Origin of the sequence: Streptomyces sp. NPDC015346 (assembly GCF_043078785.1) — a bacterium.
Classification (GTDB): domain Bacteria; phylum Actinomycetota; class Actinomycetes; order Streptomycetales; family Streptomycetaceae; genus Streptomyces.
On sequence record NZ_JBIBTW010000004.1, the window covers coordinates 462725 to 481768 of the forward strand.

At 67.1% G+C, this 19044-nt stretch carries 8 protein-coding genes; 4 read left to right on the top strand and 4 right to left on the bottom strand.

Features of this window, described 5'->3' with window-relative positions:
* Nucleotides 1–77 precede the first annotated feature (77 nt).
* Both ACF06X_RS17305 and ACF06X_RS17310 read left to right on the top strand, forming a co-directional pair.
* A complete protein-coding gene (locus tag ACF06X_RS17305) occupies nucleotides 78–10601 on the top strand; it encodes a LamG-like jellyroll fold domain-containing protein (protein WP_392288431.1) in 10524 nt (3507 codons plus the stop codon).
* Nucleotides 10602–10611: 10 nt separating this feature from the next.
* Complete coding sequence (locus ACF06X_RS17310) at nucleotides 10612–11190, top strand: SMI1/KNR4 family protein (RefSeq protein WP_392288099.1); 579 nt, start codon at nucleotides 10612–10614, stop codon at nucleotides 11188–11190.
* A 74-nt stretch (nucleotides 11191–11264) separates the two neighbouring features.
* Here the strand turns inward: ACF06X_RS17310 and ACF06X_RS17315 are convergent, their stop codons facing one another.
* The gene (locus ACF06X_RS17315; protein WP_392288100.1) at nucleotides 11265–11585 is read right to left on the bottom strand and encodes a hypothetical protein; all 321 of its coding nucleotides are present in this window, start codon (nucleotides 11583–11585) and stop codon (nucleotides 11265–11267) included.
* A gap of 286 nt (nucleotides 11586–11871) precedes the next feature.
* On the opposite strand from ACF06X_RS17315, the gene fahA reads away from it, so the two are divergent.
* Together fahA and ACF06X_RS17325 are read left to right on the top strand one after the other, a co-directional pair.
* Nucleotides 11872–13104, top strand: a complete 1233-nt coding sequence (gene fahA, locus ACF06X_RS17320) for a fumarylacetoacetase (RefSeq protein ID WP_392288101.1) — start codon at nucleotides 11872–11874, stop codon at nucleotides 13102–13104.
* Nucleotides 13105–13248: 144 nt separating this feature from the next.
* A complete protein-coding gene (locus tag ACF06X_RS17325; RefSeq protein WP_392288102.1) occupies nucleotides 13249–13782 on the top strand; it encodes a hypothetical protein in 534 nt (177 codons plus the stop codon).
* A gap of 61 nt (nucleotides 13783–13843) precedes the next feature.
* On the opposite strand, the gene nuoN is transcribed toward ACF06X_RS17325, so the two are convergent.
* From nuoN to nuoL, 3 genes are read right to left on the bottom strand one after another with little or no spacing between them, the layout of a single operon-like run.
* Complete coding sequence (nuoN, locus tag ACF06X_RS17330; RefSeq protein ID WP_392288103.1) at nucleotides 13844–15508, bottom strand: NADH-quinone oxidoreductase subunit NuoN; 1665 nt, start codon at nucleotides 15506–15508, stop codon at nucleotides 13844–13846.
* The gene (locus ACF06X_RS17335; RefSeq protein WP_392288104.1) at nucleotides 15505–17094 is read right to left on the bottom strand and encodes an NADH-quinone oxidoreductase subunit M; all 1590 of its coding nucleotides are present in this window, start codon (nucleotides 17092–17094) and stop codon (nucleotides 15505–15507) included. The genes nuoN and ACF06X_RS17335 overlap by 4 nt, the downstream gene beginning before the upstream one ends.
* A 5-nt stretch (nucleotides 17095–17099) precedes the next feature.
* Nucleotides 17100–19040, bottom strand: a complete 1941-nt coding sequence (nuoL, locus tag ACF06X_RS17340; protein ID WP_392288105.1) for an NADH-quinone oxidoreductase subunit L — start codon at nucleotides 19038–19040, stop codon at nucleotides 17100–17102.
* Nucleotides 19041–19044: the final 4 nt, after the last annotated feature.

The window sequence follows — 19044 nt, forward strand, 5'->3', positions numbered from 1 at the left end:
TCTTCCTCACACATACCCCGGGGGGGCTTCAAGTGCGCACAGCAGCGCGCCCATTTGTCATCGGCACGGCGTTCCTGATGGCCGTCCTTACTGGAACGGAGCAGGGTGCATCGGCGGCGACTCAATGGTCACCTCAACAGAGGATCAACAGCCCCGACGCACCCGAACAATCATGGAGTTCCGCTGAAGGGCGCAGCTTCAAGGCGAAGCCGTCCACCACGGACGCCACAGCCTCTGGGGGACATGACGACCCCGTGAAAGCGCCGGGTGAACTGCCTGCCGAGTTCCACAGCGTCGGCGGCGACCTGGGCGCAGCGAAGAAGCCCGTCATGGGCCAGGCGACAGTGGTGCCCGCGCCCGCCAGCACAGGTGTCGAGGGATTTGATCGTCGCCACAGCAAAGAACTGGCGGGTGAGCGTGATGAGCGAAGCCGTACCTTCCTGAACCCTGATGGCACGCGCACCACTCAGCTTTACGACGAGCCGGTCAACTTCCGTGAGGCCAATGGCCGGTGGAGGCCGATCGATACCACCCTTGTGCGCCCCGAGGGCGCGGCGACAATGAGCCTGGGCGGCAAGTGGCGCGCCCGCTCCACAGCAACGCCGATCACCTTCGCCGAGTACGGGAACAATGGGCCGCTGGTCCGCATGCAGACCGGCGAGAAGCAATCCATTGCCTACTCCGTCGAAGGCGCCGCTCCGGCGCTGGGCAGAGTGGAAGGCAGCACGGTCACCTACCCCGGCATCCGCAGGGCAACGGATCTTGAACTCATAGCCGGCGGCGCCTCCGTCAAGGAGACCTTGGTCCTGCGCAACAGGGAGGCACCCACAGAGTGGCGCTTCCCGCTGGAGCTCGACGGGCTCACAGCGCGATTGATCGACGGGGGCGTCAGCTTCGACGACGCGTCCGGCAGGCAGCACGCCTGGATGCCTCCAGGGTGGATGGAGGACTCCCGGCGCGCGGAGAACGCCAATGAGGGCGTCATATCGTCTGGCGTCAGCTATCGCCTGAGCGGAAGCGCTGGCCAACAGGTTCTTACAGTCATGCTCGACGGTAAGTGGCTGAACGCCCCTGAACGTGTCTTCCCTGTACGCGTGGACCCTTCCGTGACCGGAGTCAGTTCCACGTCGGGCACGTACGTGCAGTATCCGTACGACCAGAACTTCTCTGGTGACACGATCCTCAAGGTCGGCACCCACAACGGCGGGGGCACCAAGGCCGCCGGCTTGCTCCGGTTCGCGGGTCTCGAGACGACTCTGAAAAACGCGTGGGTTCTCGATGCCAAGCTCAACCTTTACAACACCTGGTCGTACTCCTGCAGTGCTCGCCCCGTGACCATCCATCCCATCACATCGAACTGGGCTGAGAGCACGACCACGACCTACCCCGGCCCTGCCACCGGCCCGTCTCTGGCCTCCAAAAGCTTCGCACACGGCTGGCGGCCGGAGGGTACGACGACTTGGTCGTGTGGACCGGCTTGGGAAGGCATGCCACTGGGCTCAGCCGGCCGCAGCTTGGTCGACGACTGGACGCACGCGCGGAAGAAAAACTATGGCCTCGCTGTAAAGGCATCGACGTCCGACTCGAGGGCATGGAAGCAATTCGGGTCGGACGACTACCCGAACGGCAAGCCTCGCCTGGACGTGACGTGGACGAAGTACGGCGCGACCTACAAGGTGGGAGGCTTCGTCACCCCGGTGACCGCGACCGCCGAGGGCAGCATGAAGGTCACCGTCACCAACCAGGGACAGCAGGCGTGGGCAGCGGGCAGCAACTTCAAGCTCCGCTACAACCTCTTCGACTCCGCTGGCAAGGCGATCACGGATACCGCGAAAATCCGGTGGACGCCTATGCCCAGCGAAATCTCACCCGGTGAGAGCGTCACTCTTACTGCAAAGATCGCCCCACTGACCCCGGCCACATACACGCTCCAGTGGACGATGGACGAGTACGGCGTCCGCAAGTTCACCGATGAGGGTGTGCCCGGTGTCGCGGTCAAGTTCTCCGCCGTCAATGTCCCTCCGCAGCTGACGAGCGAGTCCCCGGCGAGTGGTGCCGTGCTCAACTCCCTGACACCGTCCCTGTGGGCGGAGGGCAGGGACACCGACCATTACCCGGGCAGCCCTCTCCAGTACACCTTCGAGGTCTGCGAGGTGAGCGGCAAGGACTCCCGCAAGAACTGCCGCTCCGGGACCCGCAGTACTGCCCGACAGTGGGCGGTACCTAGTGGCTGGCTGTCATGGGGCAAGAACTACGCCTGGTACACATACGTCTGGGACGGCCAGGCCGCCTCGGCTCGCCCGTACCCGGCTTTCTTCACCACCCAGGTTCCCCAGCCTGCCGTGACTGGCCGCCTCGGCAGTGAGGGAGGGCGCGAGTTCGCTTCGCGTACGGGCAACTACGCCACGGCCGCATCCGACGCCTCTATCCCTACTGTCGGCCCGGAGCTGTCGGTCAAACGCACCTACAACTCGCTCGACCCGCGGCGCGACACAGCCTTCGGCACTGGCTGGTCCACCCGGTGGGACATGCAACTGCACGAGGAGGAGGGGACGAATTCGGTTCTGATCGTTCTGGCCGACGGATCGCGCGTTCGGTTCGGAGTCAACCCGGATGGGACGTATGCCGGACCGTCGGGCGGCACGATGACGCTCAGCCGGGTCGGCGAGGGTGAATTCAGCGGCTGGGTACTTCGTGAGCGCAGCGGTACGGCATACCACTTCAGCTACGACAGCCTGCTGAGGTCGATCACGGACAGCGCGGGCCGTCGACAATCTCTGGAGTACGCCGACCACGACGGCGGCGGACCTCTCACATCCGTGACCGACGGCCTGTCCGGCCGCTCGCTCACCTTCGTCTGGTCCGGTGGACACATCACCGCAGTGACGACCAGTGCTGTCAGCCCGTCGGTTCCGGGTCTCACCTGGACGTACACGTACAGCGGCGACCAGCTGACCAAGGTATGTCCGCCTTCCTCGGCCACAGCATGCACGACGTATGCCTACGAGGACGGCTCCGTCTACCGCAGCATGGTCCTTGACCAGAACCCGGTCTCATACTGGCGACTGGGAGAGACCCAAGGACCGACTGGCATCAGCCAGGCGCCGTCCCGCAACGGCCTTGAAGAGATCTTCCATCGCGATGTGCAGCTCGGCCAACCAGGAGCCATCGCCGGAACCAGTGACACCGCGGCCAGCTTCGACGGTGTCGACTCGTCCACGGTGCTGCCGGAGGCCGCGCTCCAGGCCTCGACGTTCCTGTCCTTGGAGTTGTGGTTCAAGACCACGAAGCCCGGTGTGCTCGTCGGATTCCAGGGTGGCGAACTGGAGGACGGCATCCCTCACTATTGGAGCCCGCTGGCGATCGATACAGCAGGCAAGCTGCGCGGGCAGTTCGAGATCACCGGAAAATCGAACACGCCTATAGTCTCCCCGACTGCCGTCACCGACGGCCGGTGGCACCACGTAGTGATGGCAGGTGCCGGTACCACGCAGACGATGTACCTCGACGGCGCTGCCGTCGGCTCTCTCACCGGCCCCATCGACCATCACGAGAAGATCAACGCCTATCTGGGTGCCGGCTACTCATCCCCCGCCTGGGACGCGACGGCAAATGGGGTCAGGCGCCTGACCGGTCAGCTGGACGAGGTCGCGCTGTACCACCATGCGCTGGACTCGACGACGGTCGCGGAGCACTATGCAGCCCGCGCCCAGACCCCTCGCATGACCATGGTCACGCTGCCCTCGGGCCGCGTCCACGCCAAGGTCACTTACGACTCCGGTACGGGCCGGGTCATCGAGACCACTGACCAGAACGGTGGCACCTGGAAGATCTCGGACCCGTCCTACTCCTCCGCATCTTCGTCCTACGCGGATTCCGTGATCGGTTCAGGACCACTGGGGTACTGGCGTCTCGGCGAGCGCACCGGAGCCGCTGCGCTCAGCTCCGTGGGTGACGGCATGGACGGTTCCTACCTGGACGGTGTCCACCTGGGCAGCCCGGGAACCTTCGCCGACGGTGACGACACGTCGGTCACTTTCGACGGCACCGCCGAATCGGCGGTGAAGGTACCGGCGGAAGCGCTGGGCACCACGACCTCACCATCCATCGAACTGTGGTTCAAGACGACCAAGCCAGGCGTCCTGGTCTCCCAGCAGAACACCGAACTAGGAACGCAACCCACCGACTACAGACCGATGCTGAACGTGGACACGGCCGGCAAGCTGCGCGGCCAGTTCGTTGGCGGCGAGGTGATCATGACATCTACCGCGACCGTCACAGACGACAAGTGGCACCATGCCGTGCTGACTTCCGGCAAGGGTGCGCAGGCGCTCTACCTTGACGGCGTGCAGGTGGGTATCTCGCAGCTCGACCCTGACCTCAAGCGCATGCCCCACATGTACATCGGAAGCGGCTGGTCTGCGCCGGGCTGGGACGGCGGGGCCGCCGGACAGCGCAACTTCGACGGCCAGATCGACGAAGTCGCGTTCTACGACAAGTCGCTCGTGACGTTCGTCGTGTCAGGCACCAGCGACCTCGTGTTCGCAGCACCGGACCACTTCCGCAGTGGTCATACAGTCGGGCGCCACTACAGGGCCCGCAGCAATCTCGTGCAGGGCAATGCCGACCAGTACCGGGACAGCGTCATGAGCGACGCTCCCGCCTCCTACTGGCGTTTCGACGAGGAAACTGGCACCAAGCTTTCCAGCGGTGTGGCCGTGAATGCGGGTGATGCCACCTTCCAGGACACAGCCGGAGCAAACGAGACGTCGGGGCGGGTCGGCTGGTCCGGCGCCTTCGGTACCTCCGGGGGTAACGCTGTCCGGTTCGCCGGCAAGACGTCAGTGCAGATACCCGGGACGCTCCTCGGGGGGGCTCCCGACCTCACCGTTGAGATGTGGTTCCGGACGGGTACCCCCACCGGCGTCCTACTCGGAGCACAGAACACCGCCCTCGGAACTACTCCCACTGCCTGGCGTCCCATCCTCAACATCGACCAAACCGGCAAACTCCGCGGCGAGTTCTCGCTGTCCGGAATGACGGGCGCAACGCCCATTACTTCTGCCCAAGTGGTCACGGACGACGAATGGCACCACGTCGTGCTGTCCGCGACGGGCAGTACACAGACGCTCTATCTGGATGGCGTCCAGGTCGGCTCCCTGAGTGGCGCACGCGCGGATCAGCGAACTGCTTACGCCTACCTTGGCGCAGGCTACGCGAGCCCGGACTGGATAGGTGCGGCGAATGGCACCCGCTACTTCGCGGGCACCATCGATGAACCCGCGATCTACCAGCACGCCCTTACCGAACAGGAGGTCTCGGCCCACTACCGGGCCAAGGCGGAATCGGCGAACGTAGCGCTCGGCGCGACCGTCAAGGTCACGAACCCGGTCGGCGACACGACATCGACGACCTACGACGCTGTCCGGGGCGACCGCGTCACCTCCGAGACCGACCCACAGGGCGGCGTCACCACCTACGGGTACGACAGTGGCGGCTTCCTCCACACGGTGACCGACCCCAACGGGCACACCGTCACCTCGGGCCACGACGCTCGCGGAAACACTGTCTCCCGTACAACGTGCAGGGACACCAACTCATGCTGGACATCGTTCACGGAGTACTACCTGAACGCCGCCGACCGCATGGATCCGCGCAACGACAAGCCCGTCGCTGCACGGGACGCGCGTTCCGCCAACCCGGTGGACAATCGATATCGCACCACGATGTCGTATACGGCCACCGGTCTACCGACCACGACGACGCTCGCCGACGGGCGCACGCAGAGCAGGACGTACACAGCCGGCACTGAGGCGGCGGTGGGAGGCGGCACCGCCCCGGCCGGCCTCGTCGAAACCGAGAAGACGCCCGCAGGCGCCACTACCTCCTACGCATACTTCTCCAACGGTGATCTCGCTCAGGTCACGTCTCCGGGCGGTCTCGTCACGAGGTTCACGTACGACGGACTCGGCCGGAAGCTGTCCGAGACGCAGGTGTCAGACAGTTTCCCGGGTGGGGTAACGACGACTTACGCCTACGACAACATGTCCAGAGTCGTCACTGAGACCGGGGCAGCGGTCAAGAACGAGATCACGGGCGTCACGCACACCGCCAAGATCAGCAGAGCCTTCGACCCCGACGGCCTACTCCTCAGCGAGTCGACCGAAGACACCACGGGCGCCGACCCGAAGCGCACCACGACCCACACCTACGACGCGCATGGCCTCAACGAATACACCTGGGACTCGGAGGGCAACCGCACCCGCTACTCTCACGACGGCTTGGGCCGAGTAGACGTCTCCATCGACCAGGCCGACAACCTCTTCTCCTACAGATACACGCCCAATGGGCAACACCACGAGACAGCATTGTTCGGCTGGAAGGGCGATCCGTCAGGGGAGAGCAGCGTCCTCGTGCTGCAATCCAACGCGTACGACCCCGCAGGGCGTCTGGCCTCAACGACGGACGCCATGGGTGCCACAACGGCCTTCACCTACTTCAACGACGGCCTCCTCGCCACGACGACCGCAAAACAGGTCACCCAGTCCGACGGGACCAAGCGCGACATAGTGCTGGAGTCGTCCACGTATAACGGCGCGGGTCACCTGACGCAGCAGGTAACGGGCGGCGGCCGCACGACGGTCGCACACACCGTCGACGCCACGGGCCGCACCACCAGCAGCGTGCTCGACCCCAACGGGCTGAACCGCGTCACTACCTACGGATACGACGGCGACGACCGTCTGACCACGCAGGCGAGGACCATTGACCCCTCCGGTAAGAAGCTGACCACCACCACCGAGTACGACACGGCTGGCAACCCGGTGAGGTCGACGCTCACGGACGGCACCAGCACTCGGGCCACCACCCAGAGCTTCGACGACCGCGGATTGCTCATCTCCACGGTCAGCCCCCGTGGAAACGTCACCGGGGCCGATGCTGCCGCATACACCACCACCCGCCGCTACGACGCTTTGGGCAAGCTGGTGGAGCAGCAGGCTCCAGCGGTCGAGACGGAGGAGAAGGGGGAAGCAGCACAGACTGTCCGGCCCGCAGTCCTCACGGGTTACAACACCTTCGGGGAGGTCACAGAGACCAAGGACGCACGCGGTGCCGTGACCCGCACCCAGGTCGACAAGCTCGGCCGTCCCGTCGCCGTCACACTGCCCGACTACACCCCGCCGGGTGGCACGAAGGTCACCGCTGTCTCGCGTACCGAGTACGACTCCGCCGGCCGCATCGCCGCCACAACGGACCCACTCGGCCGTACCACCCGCTATGGCTACGACCAGCTCGGTCACCTCACCACCAAGACCGACCCGGTCGTCGGTGACGGCACGCTGCCGACGCTGGCGGAGAATGAGTTCTCGACGCTGAATAGTGCCGAGACCAACCTCGCGGGCGCTGGGCTTACCCGCTACACCTGGACGCCCACCGGTCGGCAGCTTTCCGTTACCAACCCGACCGGCGCGAGAAACGAGGCGACGTACGACGAACTGGGCCGCAAGCTGACCGAGACCACGGTCGAGCGCTACCCCTCGCCCCAGAACCTGACGACGCGCTACAGCTGGGACGACGCGAGCAACCAGATCGCCTCCACAACGCCGGGCAGCCGGACAACCACCGGTACCTACAACCCGGCGGGCGAGATCGTCGCCATGACCGACCCCCTCGGCGGCGTCACAAAGTTCGGCTACGACGGCCTCGGCCGCCAGACCGAAACCGTGGATGCAACCAACCGCAGGACCACTACGCTCCACGACCCGCTGGGCAACATCACCGGTACGACGGACTTCGGCACGGGTACGACGGCGCTGCGCTCCACCAGCGTGGAGTACGACGCCGATGGAAACCGAACCGCCTTCACTTCGCCGACGCAGGCACGCACCACCTACACCTACGACGCGCTGGGACGGATGACCCGGCAGACCGAACCGGTCAGCGCCGCCCGGTCGCTCACCACAACCTTCGGTTACGACGCAGCGGGGAACAGAACCCGGCTGACGGACGGGCGAGGCAACTCCACCATCTACACGTTCACTCCGTGGAATCTGCCTGAGTCGACGATAGAACCGGCGACCGCCGCCCACCCGGAGGCAGGTGACCGAACCTGGTCGACCGTCTACGACGCGGCGGGTCAGAGCGTCGTCGACCTGCTGCCCGGAGGGGTCAAGCGTGAACGTACCTACGACGCGCTGGGCCGCCTCATTGCCGAGACCGGCACAGGCGCGGAGGCGCCCACCATCGCCCGCAGGTTCGAGTACGACTTGGCGAGCCGACTCACCGCAGCCGGCACCGACGACTCAACCGGGCTCAACACATACGCGTACAACGACCGCGGCCAACTGCTGTCCGCAGCCGGACCGGCTGGCACGTCGTCCTATACGTACGACGTCGACGGAAACATGACACTGCGGGACACGACGGGCGGCTCAACCTCCTACGGATACGACGCGGCCGGCCGGGCCGACTGGACCTGGGACTCCATCACCGGCAGCAACATCTTGTACGACTTCGATGCCGCGGGCCGTCCCACCGTCGAGCGCTACGCCACCAAGCCCGAAGGCTCTACCGAATACACCGAGTCGGCGCGCCGCACCTTCGGCTACGACACTCTTGGAAGGCTGAGGAGCGACCGGATCACCGACCCGTCGGGGTCGGCCGAGACGGCATCGACGACTTACGACTACGACCTGGGCGACCGGGTGACCAAGAAGGCCACCACTGGCACGGCAGGCGCCGCCGAGAGCTCCTACGGCTACGACCAAGCAGGACGCCTGACGTCTTGGGTCGAGGGCGGAACGAGCACGACGTACGAGTGGGACGACGCCAGCAATCGCACGAAGGTCGGCAGCACCAGCTCGACGTACGACTCCCGCAACCGGCTGCAGTCCGACGGCACATCCACGTACGGATACACCCCGCGCGGCACGATGTCCTCCGTCACATCGAATGGGACCACGCGTGCACTGACATTCGACGCCTTCGAGCGCAAGATCACCGATGGCTCATCGGTGTTCACGTACGACTCACTGGACCGCGTGGCCAAGTCCGGCGAGGACGCCCTCACCTATGACGGTGGATCCAACGGCTTGACCAGCGACGGACCAAACAAGTACTCCCGCGGGCCCAGCGGTTCGCTGCAGGCGATGGCCAACGGAACGACCAAGCAGTGGGCCGTCACGGACCGCCACACGGACGTCGTCGCGGGTCTGTCTCCAGACGGCAGGACGGTCACGGCTTCCACCACGTACACACCGTTTGGGGAGGTGACTGCGACTGCAGGTGCCGGCAGCTCACTGGGCTATCAATCTGGGTGGACGGACCCCTCGTCGGGCGACGTCAACATGGCCGCACGCTGGTACCGGCCGGGCACGGGGGCCTTCGTCTCCCGGGACACTTGGCAGCTCGACCCGAGCCCGTCGGCTCAGGCGAACCGCATGCTCTTTGGCAACGCGGACCCGCTCAATCACACGGATCCCTCCGGCCACTGCGCCGGGTGGTGGATCCTTGTATGCGAAGTCATCTCGATCATCGGTGAGGACATCCTAGGTCCGCATACAGATCGTGCTGGCGCGCGGGACTGCGGCGGGATTTTCCTCGACAGGTGCGGCACCAGGAATACGTGGGATGCGCTGCTCGCGCAGTCGAAAAACGTGGCGGCACAACCTCAGTGGAGCGGCGGCAATAATCACGACACGCCCTTGGGCTACGGAAGCTCTGGCGGGCAATCAGGTGGTCGTGGCGGCAACGATTACAGTTGCAACGGCCAGTGTGGTACCACCTCGATTAGGCCACCAAAGCCCCCGATCGATCAGAACCCCAACAACGGCCGCAACCCGTTCCCGGCACCGACGCTTCCCCCGGCCGCGGCGGTCTGGACGGCAGCGACATGGGCGACCGGCACGGCCGTCTCCGCCACCTTCACCTCACAGGCGATGCTTGACCTGCTCGCGATCGCCATGTTCGCGCCAGACGTTATCAGTGGCCTCGATCCACGGCTCCAGCCCCAGCCTGGCGGGGGCACCCGTGGGCGTACGCGGACCGACAAAAAATGCGATGACGGCCCGGGGGCGAGCAAGAACGGGCATCAGATCTATCTGCCGCGAGAGCGCTACTACGACAGCCACAGCAAGCAGGAGGAATGTCGTGCAACCGGCGTCTACGGCCTACTGGACCAAAGCGATCTGACCACGAAAAAACACCCTGGACCGGGCACTAGCACCAACAGCTCCCCCAGGCCCCCGGGTTACGACGAAATCAACTCGAAACCGGGCCAGCGGGCGCACAACGGGCACCTGATACCAAAGCTCGGCGGTGGATCCGGCACGGATCTCCGCAACCTCGTCGCTCAGTACAGCCACGTGAACACACCCTACCTTCGAGATACAATTGAGAAGGACATTCGCGGAGGACTCGAATCCGGGCAACGCGTGACGCTGTCGATCGTGCCACACTATGACAATGAGAGTTCCGGCGTTCCTACCCGGATCGAGTACAACTACTCGGTCGTCGGAAGTGGGGAATGGAAGCACTGCACGGTGTTCAACCAGGCGTCCGGTGGGAAAACTGTCGGGACTCCAAACTGTCCAAGGAAGTAGGAGGGCATTCATGAATCATATGGAAGCCCTGCTCGTTATGATGGGCGAGCCTCGCAAGGTCAGCGCCGACTCCACTGCAGCATGGGGGCGCATTGAAGAGCGTCTCGACGTTGCCGTCCCGGACGACTACAAGGAAATCGTGGAGGCGTATGCCCCGGTGCAGGTGAACTGGCACCTGTACTTCTTGCACCCCTGCGAAGACCTCGAAAATTGGATGCGGCAAACGATCGAGACATTTCGAGAAACAACCTGGGACGAAGACGTCATGTGTCCTGGCTTCGAAGAAGCGGGGCCCCAGTTCGGCGGCAGGGCGGGAATGGTACCGCTGGCCACCACCGACCGGGGTGAGTACGTTTTCGCAGCGCGCGGTGAGAATTCGAATGACTGGAGGATTCTTACCTGCGACGGCGATGAACAGGACTTCTACGAATACCAGATGGGGTTCGCGGAGTGGCTGCACGGATACCTCATCGGCGGTGACATGGTTGGACCGGGAAGCTCGGTGTACCACCCCGGCCCCCTCCGGATGGAGCGCTGGACGCGGGTCCCCGGGGAGTCTCCTCTCATATGGGAGGGACCCGCGCGGTAAACATAACGAGGAGACCCCGCACGAATGAGGTGCCCGCATTCCTTGCGAATGCGGGCACCTCGATACCGCTCAGGTCAGGCATTCGAACCAGCCTTGCGGCGACGGGCGACGACCATCGTTCCGGCACCGAGAACGACCGCCGCGGCGCCCGCGAGGCCGATCTGCGGGACGACGTTGTTCGAACCGGTGGCGGCGAGGATGCCGGTGGTGCCAGTACTGTTCACCGGGGTGGTGGACGTTCCGCCCTGCTGGGTGGTGCCAATGTTGCCCGTGCCGGGGCCGGCGGGGTGCCGGGCTTGGTGCTTGGCGATGATGTCGAAGAAGGTCTCGCCGTATATCTCGCCGAAGCCGCAGGAGCCGTCATTGTTCTCGTGCGCGCCGACGGAGAACGGCACACCCTCGCCGGCCGGCGCCTTCTCGCCGACGGTGAGCCGCAGCTGTTGACGGCCTGACGATGTCGCCGTACGCCTTCTGGCCTTGGTGACCGCGAGTTCAGCTCCTCGATCGTCGGCTTGGTTCAGCCTCTACGCCAGCACAGGCGACGCACAGGCCGCATAAAGCCCCCCGAACATGGACAGTTGTGCACATGGGCCCCACTTTTTGTGTGACCCATGTCATCCGCGCCCCGCGCCCTGACCCGTAACGTGTCCCCCACACCCGTGGAAAGCGAGGCAAGCACCGATGCCCGAGCAGTCCCCGCTCGACCTGGCCGAGGGCGATCCCTTCGGCCCGCACAACCTTCCGTACGGCGTCTTCTCGACCGCCGACGAGCCCGGCCGGCGGAGGGTCGGTGTCCGCATCGGCGGTCATGTCCTCGACGCGGGAGCCGCGGCGCACGCGCTCGGTTCCCCCTATGCCGCGCTGCTCGCGCAGCCCTCTCTCAACGCGCTGCTCGCCGCCGGCCGCACCGCCTGGCGGGATGTGCGCAGGGCGCTGACCGCCTGGGTGACGGTGCCCGCGCACCGGCCGGACGTGGAGCCGCTGCTGCACCCGCTGGACGCCGTCACCCTGCACCTGCCGTTCGAGGTCGCGGACTACGTCGACTTCTACGCGAGCGAGCACCACGCCACGAACGTGGGCCGCATCTTCCGCCCCGACGGCGACGCGCTCACCCCCAACTGGAAGCATCTGCCCATCGGTTACCACGGGCGGGCCGGCACGGTCGTCGTCTCCGGCACCGATGTCGTACGCCCCGCCGGGCAGCGCAAGGCGCCCACCGACCCGGCGCCGGTCTTCGGCCCCTCGGTGAAGCTGGACATCGAGGCGGAGGTCGGCTTCGTCGTCGGCACCCCCTCCACCCTCGGCACACCGGTCCCGCTCGGCGACTTCCGCGAGCACGTCTTCGGACTGACGCTGCTCAACGACTGGTCGGCCCGCGACGTCCAGGCCTGGGAGTACGTACCGCTCGGCCCGTTCCTCGGGAAGTCGTTCACGACCTCCGTCTCGGCCTGGGTGACCCCGCTGGAGGCCCTGGACGCGGCGCGCGTCGACCCGCCGGCCCGGGGCGTCGAGCCGCTGCCGTACCTCGACGACTCCGCGGAGGAGGAGCCCGGCGGCTTCGATCTGCGGATCACGGTCCGGATCAACGGAGAGGTGGTCTCCGAGCCGCCGTTCTCGACGATGTACTGGACGGCCGCCCAGCAGCTCGCCCACATGACGGTCAACGGCGCCTCGCTGCGGACCGGCGACCTGTACGGCTCCGGCACGGTCTCCGGCCCCGAGGTGCACCAGCGCGGCTCGCTCCTCGAACTGACCTGGAACGGCCGCGACCCCCTGGAGCTGACCACCGGGAAGCGCACCTTCCTGGAGGACGGCGACGAGGTCACGCTCACGGCGTGGGCCCCTGGCCCGGACGGCACGCAGGTCGCGCTCGGTGAGGTGACCGGCCGGATCGTTCCGGCCGCCGGGGCCTGACGGGTCCGCCCGGATGGGTCACCCCCGCGTGCGGTGACCCATCGGGGCCGCCCATGCTGCTCACTGTGGGAACAGGGGAGAGCCCGCGCGAATCCCGGCGCCCCGCCCAGGGGCGCGCGCATCCCGCCCCCGAGGAGCAACGCGATGCCCGTACGAACCCGCCCGCTCATAGCCACGCTCACCCTCGCCGCCGCCACGTCGCTGGCCCTGGTGACGGCTCCGGCCTCGGCAGCGAAAGGCGGCGACCGGTCCCACCCCGACCTGCGGAGGGCCATCGACGCCACGGCTGAGTACAGGTCCGAGCAGGCCGCCGTGAACGACGGCTACCTCCGGACGGACGAGTGCGTCGAGGACCAGGCGCTCGGCGGCATGGGCTACCACTACGTGAACCCCGCGCACATCGGCTCCACCGACCCGGCCAGGCCCGCCGCCCTGCTCTACGAGGACGACCACGACGGCAAGCGGCGGCTGGTCGCGGTCGAGTACATCGTCCTGAACAAGGGCCAGGGGCGCCCGCGGATGTTCGACCGGGCCTTCGACGGGCCGGCCGTCCTCCCCGGTCTGGGGAGCCACTACTCCCTGCACGCCTGGATCTTCAAGAAGAACCCGAAGGGTGTGTTCACGCCGTACAACCCGAGGGTGACGTGCGACTGCCCGCCGGGCGCGGCGACGCCGTAGGGACGCGTCAGGGCCCGGCCCCGCTCACGCGGCGGCCGGGCCCTGATCCCGTACCGGACGGCTATCTCACGAACACGCTCGCCTGGCCCGCCAGGTCCAGGAAGTACTGCGGCGCGAGGCCCAGGACGAGGGTGACCGCGACGCCCGCCGTGATGGTGATCGCCGTGAAGGCCGACGGCACGGCGACCGTGGGGCCGCCCGCCTTCGGCTCGCTGAAGAACATCAGCACGATCACCCGGATGTAGAAGAACGCGGCGATCGCCGACGAGATGACACCGACGACGACCAGCGCCCCGGCGCCGCCCTCCGCCGCCGCCTTGAAGACGGCGAACTTGCCCGAGAACCCGGAGGTCAGCGGGATGCCGGCGAAGGCGAGCAGGAAGACCGCGAAGACCGCCGCCACCAGCGGCGAACGGCGGCCCAGACCGGCCCACTTGGACAGGTGCGTGGCCTCGCCGCCGGCGTCCCGCACCAGCGTGACCACGGCGAAGGCGCCGATCGTCACGAAGGAGTAGGCGCCCAGGTAGAACAGCACCGAGGAGATGCCGGTCGGGGTGGCCGCGATGACACCGGCGAGCAGGAAGCCGGCGTGCGCGATGGAGGAGTACGCGAGGAGCCGCTTGATGTCGGTCTGGGTGATCGCGACGATCGCGCCGCCCAGCATGGTGACGATGGCGACGCCCCACATGACCGGCCGCCAGTCCCAGGTGAGGCCCGGCAGCACCACGTACAGCAGGCGCAGCAGGGCGCCGAACGCGGCGACCTTCGTGGCGGCGGCCATGAAGCCGGTGACGGGGGTCGGCGCGCCCTGGTAGACGTCCGGGGTCCACATGTGGAACGGCACGGCGCCGACCTTGAAGAGCAGCCCCATCAGGACCATCGCGAAGCCGATGAGCAGCAGGACGTCGTTGCCCATGGTCTGGGCGAGCGCCGGGTCGACGGCGGTGACCGAGCCGTCGACGACGTCGGCGATCGTGGCGTACGAGACGGAGCCCGCGTAGCCGTAGAGCAGGGCGATGCCGAAGAGCAGGAACGCCGAGGAGAAGGCGCCGAGGAGGAAGTACTTGACCGCCGCCTCCTGCGACATCAGCCGCCTGCGGCGGGCGACGGCGCAGAGCAGGTAGAGCGGGAGGGAGAAGACCTCCAGGGCGATGAAGAGCGTCAGGAGGTCGTTGGCCGCGGGGAAGACGAGCATGCCGGCGATGGCGAACAGCGCCAGCGGGAACACCTCGGTGGTGGTGAACCCGGCCTTGGCCGCGGCCCGTTCCTGCTCGCTGCCGGGGACGGCGGCGGCCTCGGCGGCGAAGGAGTCGACCCTGTGTCCGTGGTGGACCGGGTCGAGCCTGCGCTCGGCGAAGGTGAAGACCGCGACGATCGAGGCGAGCAGGATGGTGCCCTGGAGGAAGAGCGCCGGGCCGTCGACGGCGATGGCGCCCATGGCCGCGATCTGGGCCTTGGTGGAGCCGTAACCGCCGGCGGCGAGACCGACGATGGCGGCGAAGGCGGCGACGAGGGCCAGGACGGTGAGGAACACCTGGCTGGGGTAGCGGCCCTTGCGGGGCACGAAGGCCTCGACGAGGACGCTGAGGACCGCGGCGCCGACCACGATGAGTACGGGCGAGAGCTGGACGTACTCGATGTGGGGTGCCGGGATGGTGTTCAACGGCTGCTCGGCGGCCGTCGTCCACAGGCTGTGGACAGCTGGCGCGACGGCTGATGCGCTCACTTGGCCGCCTCCACTTCGGGTGCAGGGTCCTTCTGCTGGACGTCGGACATGGTGTGGGTGACGGCCGGGTTGACGATGTCCGTCAGCGGCTTCGGGAACACCCCGAGGAAGATCAGCAGGGCGATCAGCGGTGCCACGACGGCCAGTTCCCGCACCCGCAGGTCCGGCATCGTCCGGACCTCCTCCTTCACCGGGCCCGTCATCGTCCGCTGGTACAGGACGAGGGTGTAGAGCGCGGCGAGGACGATGCCGGTGGTGGCGATGATGCCGGCCACCGGGTAGCGGGCGAACGTGCCGACCAGGACCAGGAACTCACTGACGAACGGCGCGAGGCCCGGCAGCGACAGGGTCGCCAGGCCGCCGATCAGGAAGGTGCCGGCGAGCACCGGGGCGACCTTCTGCACACCGCCGTAGTCGGCGATGAGCCGCGAGCCGCGCCGGGAGATCAGGAAGCCGGCCACCAGCATCAGCGCGGCCGTCGAGATCCCGTGGTTGACCATGTAGAGCGTGGCCCCGCTCTGACCCTGGCTGGTCATCGCGAAGATGCCCATGATGATGAAGCCGAAGTGGGAGATCGAGGCGTACGCGACCAGGCGCTTGATGTCCCGCTGGCCGACCGCGAGCAGCGCGCCGTAGACGATGCTGACCAGGGCGAGAGTGATGATCACCGGGGTCGCCCACTTCGAGGCCTCGGGGAACAGCCCCAGGCAGAAGCGGAGCATCGCGAACGTGCCGACCTTGTCGACCACCGCGGTGATGAGGACGGCGACCGGCGCGGTCGCCTCCCCCATCGCGTTCGGCAGCCAGGTGTGCAGCGGCCACAGCGGCGCCTTCACCGCGAAGGCGAAGAAGAAGCCGAGGAAGAGCAGCCGCTCGGTGTTGGTCGCCATCTCCAGCTGCCCGCTCGCCCGCGCCTCGGCGATCTCGGTGAGCGAGAAGTTGCCCGCGACGACGTACAGGCCGATGACGGCGGCCAGCATGATCAGCCCGCCGACCAGGTTGTAGAGGAGGAACTTCACCGCCGCGTACGAGCGTTGGGCGGCCGCGTTCTCGTCGGAGCCCGCGTGGGCCCGGTCGCCGAAGCCGCCGATGAGGAAGTACATCGGGATCAGCATGGCTTCGAACAGGATGTAGAAGAGGAAGACGTCGGTGGCCTCGAAGGAGAGGATCACCATCGCCTCGACGGCCAGGATCAGGGCGAAGAAGCCCTGGGTGGGCCGCCAGCGACTGCTCTCGGTCTCCAGGGGGTCGGCGTCGTGCCAGCCGGCCAGGATGACGAAGGGGATGAGCAGCGCGGTGAGCGCGATCAGCGCCACCCCGATGCCGTCCACGCCCAGTTCGTACCGGACCCCGAAGTCCTTGATCCAGGAGTGGGACTCGACGAACTGGTAGCGGTCGCCGTCGGCGTCGAAGCCGACGAGCACGGTCGCGGCGAGCGCGAGCGTGACGAGCGAGACGAGCAGCGCCAGCCATTTGGCGGCGGTGCGGCGGGCGGCGGGGACGGCGGCGGTGAGGATCGCGCCGATCGCCGGCACCGCTGCCGTGGCCGTCAGCAGGGGGAACCCCGCGTTGACTACTTGGGACATGGCGATCACACCGCCCTCATCAGCAGGGTCGCGGCGATCAGCACCGCCGTACCTCCGAACATGGAGACCGCATACGAGCGGGCGTAGCCGTTCTGCAGCTTGCGCAGCCGGCCGGACAGGCCGCCGACCGAGGCCGCGGTGCCGTTGACCACCCCGTCGACCAGGGTGTGGTCGACGTAGACCAGCGAGCGGGTGAGGTGCGTGCCGCCGCGGACGAAGACGACGTGGTTGAAGTCGTCCTGGAGCAGGTCGCGGCGGGCGGCCCGGGTGAACAGCGAGCCGCGCGGGGCGACGACCGGGACGGGCCTGCGGCCGTACTGGAGGTAGGCGACCGTGACACCGATGACCATGACGGCGACCGTGGCGGAGGTGATGGCCGCGGCACCGATCGGCGGGTGCCCGTGCTCGAACCGCGTCACCGGCTCCAGCCACGTCACGAACCGGTCGCCGATGCCGAAGAAGGCGCCGGCGCCGACGGATCCGACGGCCAGCAGGATCATCGGGATCGTCATCGACTTCGGGGACTCGTGCGGGTGCGGCATCTCGCCGGGACGCACCTCGATGCCGGGCTCGACGCCGGGCGCCGTGTCCGGGTCGGGCGCCGGCTGCCAGCGCTTCTCGCCGAAGAAGGTCAGGATCATCACGCGCGTCATGTAATACGCGGTGATGGCCGCGCCCAGGAGCGCGACGCCGCCGAGGATCCAGCCCTCGGTGCCGCCCTTGGCGAACGCCGCCTCGATGATCTTGTCCTTGGAGAAGAAGCCGGACAGGCCCGGGAAGCCGATGATGGCGAGGTAGCCGAGGCCGAAGGTGACGAAGGTGACCGGCATGTACTTCCGCAGGCCGCCGTACTTCCTCATGTCGACCTCGTCGTTCATGCCGTGCATGACCGAACCGGCGCCGAGGAAGAGCCCGGCCTTGAAGAAGCCGTGCGTCACCAGGTGCATGATCGCGAAGGCGTAGCCGATGGGGCCGAGGCCCGCCGCCAGGATCATGTAGCCGATCTGGGACATCGTCGAACCGGCCAGCGCTTTCTTGATGTCGTCCTTGGCGCAACCGACGATCGCACCGAAGAGGAGCGTGACCGCGCCGACCACGGTGACCGCGAGCTGCGCGTCCGGGGCGGCGTTGAAGATGGCGGCGGAGCGGACGATCAGATAGACACCGGCGGTGACCATGGTGGCCGCGTGGATCAGGGCCGAGACCGGCGTCGGGCCCTCCATCGCGTCCCCGAGCCAGGACTGCAGCGGCACCTGGGCCGACTTGCCGCAGGCGGCGAGCAGCAGCATCAGCCCGATCGCCGTCATCATGCCCTCGCTGCTCTCCCCCGTGGAGGAGAGCACCGGCCCGAAGGCGAAGGTCCCGAAGGTGGTGAACATCAGCATGATCGCGATCGACAGGCCCATGTCGCCGACCCGGTTGACCAGGAAGGCCTTCTTCGCGGCGGTGGCCGCGCTGGGCTTGTGCTGCCAGAAGCCGATCAGGAGGTACGAGGCGAGGCCGACGCCCTCCCAGCCGAAGTACAGCAGCAGGTAGTTGTCGGCGAGGACGAGCAGCAGCATCGCCGCGAGGAACAGGTTCAGATAGCCGAAGAAGCGGCGGCGGCGCTCGTCGTGCTCCATGTACCCGATCGAGTACACGTGGATGAGCGTGCCGACACCGGTGATCAGGAGCACGAACGTCATCGACAGCTGGTCGAGCTGGAAGGCGATGTCCGCCTGGAAGCCCTCGACCGGGACCCAGCTGAACAGCCGCTGGTGCAGGGCCCGGTCCTCGGCGCCCTTGCCCACCATGTCGGCGAAGAGCACGGCGCCGATGACGAAGGAGAGGCCCGCAAGGAGCGTGCCGAGCCAGTGTCCGGTCTTGTCGAGCCGCCGCCCGCCGCACAGCAGGACGGCCGCTCCGAGCAGGGGCGCCGCGACGAGCAGCGCAATCAGGTTATCCACGGGT